The sequence below is a fragment of the Neobacillus drentensis genome (genome assembly GCF_036966985.1).
GTDB lineage: Bacteria > Bacillota > Bacilli > Bacillales > Cytobacillaceae > Neobacillus > Neobacillus drentensis_E.
The window spans coordinates 1-2,047 of record NZ_JBALSN010000442.1 but is presented as its reverse complement, the minus strand read 5'-3'; the positions used below and the strand labels follow the sequence as shown (position 1 = coordinate 2,047).

At 33.9% G+C, this 2,047-nt stretch carries 3 protein-coding genes; all 3 read right to left on the bottom strand.

All coding sequences use genetic code 11. The features are described 5' to 3' along the window. On the bottom strand, window positions 1-252 hold a 252-nt coding region (locus tag V7659_RS24775), incomplete at its 3' end, for a competence protein ComK (protein WP_335542779.1). 666 nt (window positions 253-918) lie between these two features. After that, window positions 919-1,350, bottom strand: coding sequence for a hypothetical protein (locus tag V7659_RS24770; protein WP_335542778.1), 432 nt, complete (start codon window positions 1,348-1,350; stop codon window positions 919-921). Between the two features lie 42 nt (window positions 1,351-1,392). Beyond that, a partial coding sequence (locus tag V7659_RS24765; protein ID WP_335542777.1) for a DnaB-like helicase C-terminal domain-containing protein occupies window positions 1,393-2,047 on the bottom strand: 655 nt, incomplete at its 5' end.

Below are 2,047 nucleotides of genomic sequence, written 5' to 3'. Positions count from 1 at the left end.
ACCTAGTCGTGAATTAATGGTAAGTGGATACATATACAATTGACCCAGAAGATTTTTAGAACTATGTAATGACCCACGGAGATTTGATCCTACTAGTAATAAATTTGTATCAATTACCTGCGATGGAGTCAAATCTACCAGAAAAGTTTCTTCCCCATCTATAACTCTAGTTATAAGTTTACCATTACAATCATACTCTCCTGTCAACAAGATAGTCTTTTCATTTATCAAATAATCTTCTCTTATTTTCATAAGTAAGCCTCTTTCTAAGGATAAATATTGATTTTCTTCTGAAAAAGGGTATACTAATAAAGTTGGTATACCCGACAGAAATAATCCTCGGGAAATGTCTTGCCGGACTACGCCAGAGGTTTTCTCTTTAATGTTTTCTTATTTCCCATCCTCCTTTTTACCCTAACTACTAACAAGTTTATTAACATTAAATTATTCTTGTGTTTGTAACTTGTAATGTTTAAACCCTAATTCTAAAGTTCCACATTATCCCACTCGACAATATTATAGGTAATTCGACACATGAAAGTAAATTGTTATTTTGGAGTCTTATTCATTTAATTCTATCCCTATTTAATGACGGATTTCTCAATCCTAGCAGAATCTTTACAACTTTTCATTATTTAAGTATAATAAATAACTCTAATAATATTAGATACCTTTTCCGAGTGTTTTTTTTAAAATATTTTTATATTTTATTATGATAATTTGTTTTTTTAAACTTAAGATTAATATTTTATAAAACTATACTCTATTTTTAACTAAATGTTCAAAATTCAAGAATTATACATATTTAGGAATACTCAAGATTTTGCTCATATCACATGCTAATTTGTGTGTGCACTTTTTTTCAGTGATTAGTAGTCATTTTACTTTTATATTTGGTTCTTATGGGCTTTTCCCTCCTCACATCCATTCTCCCCTCTTAAAATAACCCGCTATAGCAGGATAACTCTCGAATTCCTTCCTCATGTCCCGAAACGAAATCCCATCATTTCCTCTATCGATCTGGTAATCTAGAGAATATTCGTGACAGTTCAATGGGTTTTGATGAAATATTTTTTCATAGAAATGAATGGCTTCTTGCTTGCTGGCTGCAAAGATAAAGACAAAATCATTCTGGTTCATCTTTAGAGAGAAGATGCCCACTTTATGAAAACCTAATACATTGTTTTGAATCAAATCCTTTACTTTCTCATGGTCCACTTGTTCTAAGTCTTTTATGGAAAAATCGTCCTCCAAAGAAATTTTCTTCTCTACAAGTAAATGGTAGATGTAATGGGCTAATGTTGATTCTTCATAACGGAAACAATCCATGTAAAGATCTTTCACACTCATGTGATTCACACCTCGTTATATGATTTTTTCGCGAAATAGCAGTCATTCTCCGGTTGGATTCCTTTCCTTCTGTTCCTCAATTCTCCCTGTATGCTGGTTATAATCGACTGTGATGCTTCCAACTGGACCATTTCGGTTTTTTGAAACAATGATTTCAAGAGATGTATTCTGAGATTGCTTGTTATAATACACTTCACGATAGAGAAACAAAATAACATCGGCGTCCTGTTCTACACTACCCGATTCTCGGATATCTGACATCATTGGCTTTTTATCGGCTCTGGATTCTACCGATCGATTGAGCTGCGCCAAACAAATGACAGGACAATTAAAATCTTTCGCCAGCGTTTTAAGAGATTTCGATATTTCCGTCACTTGGAGGTGGGAATTTCCACCGTAGGATTGGCCACAATTAATGAGCGTTAAGTAATCGATAAAGATAATTGGTTTTTTGTAAGGAAATTGATGGATCATTTTTCGTGTTTTCGCTCTGATTTCGGCTATACTTTGGCCAGATCCATCAAAAATTTGCATATGGGTTTCAGAGAGTAGACCCATCACATCTGACCAATTATTTTTTTGTTCTTGATTTAGCATTCGTTTCGGATCCCGCATTCTACTTCGATTGAAGTTCCCTGTCGAAGCAATCAGTCGAGAGGTAATCAGTCTTTCAGGCATTTCCAGAGAAAATACCAAC